Source organism: Streptomyces sp. NTH33, from assembly GCF_003236365.1.
Taxonomy (GTDB): Bacteria; Actinomycetota; Actinomycetes; order Streptomycetales; family Streptomycetaceae; genus Streptomyces.
Genome location: NZ_POTZ01000614.1, coordinates 1 through 3,302, shown reverse-complemented (window position 1 = coordinate 3,302; position 3,302 = coordinate 1). Strand labels below are relative to the sequence as shown.

Sequence of the window (3,302 nt, the reverse complement as noted above, 5' to 3'; positions counted from 1 at the left end):
CTACTAGGCACCCGGTGCCGTCGGCTCCCCCGCCCGTCACCGGGTGCCTAGTAGCACTCCTGCTTACCCGTCACCAGCGACATCTTCAGGCCGCTGAGCCTGAAGGTTCCGGCAGTGGTCGCCCATGCCGTCTGCTTCACGTCGGTCAGGATGGCCGTGTCGGCCTGCTGGGCGAACCCGAAGGGGCTGGCCTGCTCATTGCCGCCCTTCATGCCCGGCCCCTTGCCGGCGTCCTTGGCCGCAACACCGATGTCGATGTTGTTGAATGTGGCGTTGGCCTGCAGGTCGGCGACGTCGATGTAGAGGTTGTCAGCCGTAACCGGCGTCTTGCCACCGCCCGCCTTCAGAATCAGGCTCACGTTGCCGAAGAGGGTAGGGGTGACAACCGACTGGCACATGTTGTTGATCGTGGCCGTCTTGAACGCCGAGACGGCGACCGGGTGATGCTCGTCCTTGGTGCCGTCGAGGCTCTTCCCCGAGTCGACCGCGCCGTACTGGGCGAACCCCTTGCCTTCCAGCCTGTCGGCCGTCACCTTGAACGACTGGCCCGACACGCTGAACGACGCGGCGAGGGCACCCTGCGCCAGGGCCACGCCTATCGCCGCAGTGGCGGCCACGCTGGGCACCATGACCACAGCGAACCGCTTCCATCTGGTCCCGCCACGCACTTGGGACTCCATGTTTCCTCCTTCTCGGACGTACATCTCCTGTCTTCGGCTCACCGCCGGTCGGCGGCTCGGCCGGGCAGGGATGGGAGAAGTGCTACGCCCTCGGGAAGGAGAGCGCCCGCGCTCGGTGGCGCGAACCGCGCCCGAATCACCGGCGATCACCCCCGAGCGACAACCACTGGTCGCGCCTGACACGCATCACGCACAACCCTGCTGGACAGGCTTCGCCGTACAGCGAAGACCCCCCTGTCCAAGGGACGGCGCTACTGCCGCCGTCCCTGCTCGGTGGGGACCCCGGGCATCCCGCGTCCCGACCGGCTGCCGGGCTTACGGGAACGGACCGAGCGTCGCCGATCGTGGTGCATTCTCGCCGCCCGCACAAGGGGGTTCGTTACTCGCTAGTAACGGCCGGGTAGCCGGGACACGACTCACCGGCTCCGGATGGCGACACTCGGTGGCAACTCGGGGCAGAACAAAACGGTTGATCCCTGGACAGAGCCAGGCGGAAGCATGTCTTCGACTTACTCCCAGTAACAGCGGCCGCGATTACCAAGTTTTGGTAAAGCGCGGCCGCACTGGGAGCTCGTCGGCCAATCTTTCACGCGGGCATCACACGCCCTGGCGTTTAACGACTGGTCACTGCAAGGGCCTTGGTCCGGACCGGCCCTCGGGCCGGAGCCCGGCCGGGGCTCAGAACAGCGCCCGCGCCAACGCCCGGCGCGCCGCCGTCACCCGCGGATCCTCGGCCCCGACGACCTCGAAGAGCTCCAACAGCCTCAGCCGCGCCGCGTCCCGGTCCTCACCGGCGGTGCGCCGCACGGCCTCGACGAGCCGGCCGAACGCGTCCTCGACGTGCCCGCCCACCAGGTCCAGGTCGGCGGCGACGATCTGAGCCTGCACGTCGGCCGGCTTCTCGGCCGCCTCCTTGCGCACCCGCTGCGGGTCCGCACCCTGCACCCGCTGAAGCAACTCGGCCTGGGCTAGGCCCAGTTTGGCCTCCGGGTGGGCCGGGTCGTCGGCCAGTACGTTCTTGTACGCCTGGACGGCGCCGCCCAGGTCGCCGGCGTCCAGGGCCTGCGCGGCCGCGTTCAGCAGCGCGTCGTACGGACCGGCCGGGACCTGCGGGGTCTGCGAGGCCGCCCGGCCGCCCGGCTCGGCGTCCGGGTCGACGGTCAGACCGGTCAGGCCGAAGCGCTGCTCGGCAACCTGCACCAGCTGGTCCAGCGTCTGCCGGATCTGCTCCTCGCCCGCGGCCCCCTGGAACAGGGGCAGGGCCTGACCCGCGACCACCGCGAAGACCGCGGGGATCCCCTGGATCCCGAACTGCTGCATCAGCAGCTGGTTGGCGTCGACGTCGACCTTGGCGAGGAGGAAGCGTCCGTCGTACTCGACGGCCAACCGCTCCAGGACCGGGCCCAGCTGCTTGCAGGGCTGGCACCACTCGGCCCAGAAGTCGATGACGACGGGCACCTCGGCCGAGCGCTGCAGGACGTCGCGCTCGAACGTGGCCTCACTGACGTCGATGACGAGATCGGCCGGGGAGACCGCCCCCGCGCCGCCCTCCCTGGCCGCTTGCGCGCGTGCCTGCTCCGCCTTCGCCTTGGCCTCCTGGGCCGCCTTCACCGCGGCGAGGTCGACGACTCCGCTCATGGACATGTTCCGTGGCTGCATGCGTCTATCCTCCCCCGTTCCCCGCCCTTGAGTGAAAACGGCCGTGAAAGCCGGACCGTGCCGGGCGCCCGGTCCCCACCGGGCGCCCTGTGGTCATCGCTGTGGTCATCGCTCGAACGTGGACCTCCGTCCACACTTTCGATACGACCCGTAGCGTAATGGCGCCGGGCGTCTCCGCGGAACCCCACCCCGGTGATCTCCCTCACGAGCGCACTGAATCGGCCGGTTATGGTCATGCCATGCAGAGCCGCACCCGGCCCACCCGTGCCGGCCGCCCGCGCAGCGCCGCCGCGGACGCGGCGATCCTGGCCGCCACCCGGACGGCCCTGGTCGAGCTGGGCTGGTCCAGGCTCACCCTGGGGGACGTGGCCGCCCGGGCAGGGGTCGCCAAGACGACGCTGTACCGCCGCTGGGCGGGCAAGAACGAACTCGTCGTCGACGCCGTCGCCGAGCTCTTCGACGAACTCCGCCTCCCCGACCGCGGCAGTCTCGCCGCCGACATCGAGGGCGTGGTCCTGCAGTTCGCGGCGATCCTGGCCCGCCCGGAGGCCAGGAGCGGCCTGATGGCGGTGGTCGCCGAGTCCACCCGCGACGAGGCCCTGCGGGAACGCATCCGCACCTCCATCGTCGACCGCCAGAAACGCCTGGTCCTGGAAGGTCGCGCCCGCGCCCAGTCCCGCGGCGAACTCCCCCCGGAACCGGCCCCGGAAGAAGCCGACCGCACAGCCGACCTGATCTTCGACATGGTCGCGGGCGCGGTGGTCCACCGCACCCTGGTCAGCGCGGAACCGGCGGACGAGGAGTGGGTACGGAGCTTTGTCCGGGTTCTTGTGACGGGGCTGGCGACACCCGGCCCGTCCGGCATGTGAGGACGAGGCCGTTCAGGTCGGTCCAGGTCGACGAGGGTCCAGGAGGCGGAGCCCCCTGGCGGGGCCGAAGGGGCGGAGCCCCTGGGGCTGGGAC

At 70.4% G+C, this 3,302-nt stretch carries 3 protein-coding genes; 1 reads left to right on the top strand and 2 read right to left on the bottom strand.

Annotated features, from left to right (window positions below; all coding sequences use genetic code 11):
• Nucleotides 1-47: 47 nt before the first annotated feature.
• Both C1I97_RS33845 and C1I97_RS33835 read right to left on the bottom strand, forming a co-directional pair.
• Nucleotides 48-680 carry a DUF6230 family protein gene (locus C1I97_RS33845; protein WP_111006835.1) on the bottom strand — a complete coding sequence of 211 codons (633 nt, stop codon included), beginning with the start codon at nucleotides 678-680 and terminating at the stop codon, nucleotides 48-50.
• 678 nt (nucleotides 681-1,358) lie between these two features.
• Nucleotides 1,359-2,339, bottom strand: a complete 981-nt coding sequence (locus C1I97_RS33835) for a tetratricopeptide repeat protein (protein WP_111006834.1) — start codon at nucleotides 2,337-2,339, stop codon at nucleotides 1,359-1,361.
• Nucleotides 2,340-2,578: 239 nt separating this feature from the next.
• On the opposite strand from C1I97_RS33835, the gene C1I97_RS33830 reads away from it, so the two are divergent.
• Nucleotides 2,579-3,208, top strand: a complete 630-nt coding sequence (locus C1I97_RS33830) for a TetR/AcrR family transcriptional regulator (protein WP_111006833.1) — start codon at nucleotides 2,579-2,581, stop codon at nucleotides 3,206-3,208.
• The last annotated feature ends 94 nt before the right edge of the window (nucleotides 3,209-3,302 follow it).

What these genes read in the sequence shown, in the direction of transcription:
- C1I97_RS33845 (WP_111006835.1), bottom strand. Translation starts at nt 680, where the DNA reads ATGGAGTCCCAAGTGCGTGGCGGGACCAGATGGAAGCGGTTCGCTGTG.
- C1I97_RS33835 (WP_111006834.1), bottom strand. Translation starts at nt 2,339, where the DNA reads ATGCAGCCACGGAACATGTCCATGAGCGGAGTCGTCGACCTCGCCGCG.
- C1I97_RS33830 (WP_111006833.1), top strand. Translation starts at nt 2,579, where the DNA reads ATGCAGAGCCGCACCCGGCCCACCCGTGCCGGCCGCCCGCGCAGCGCC.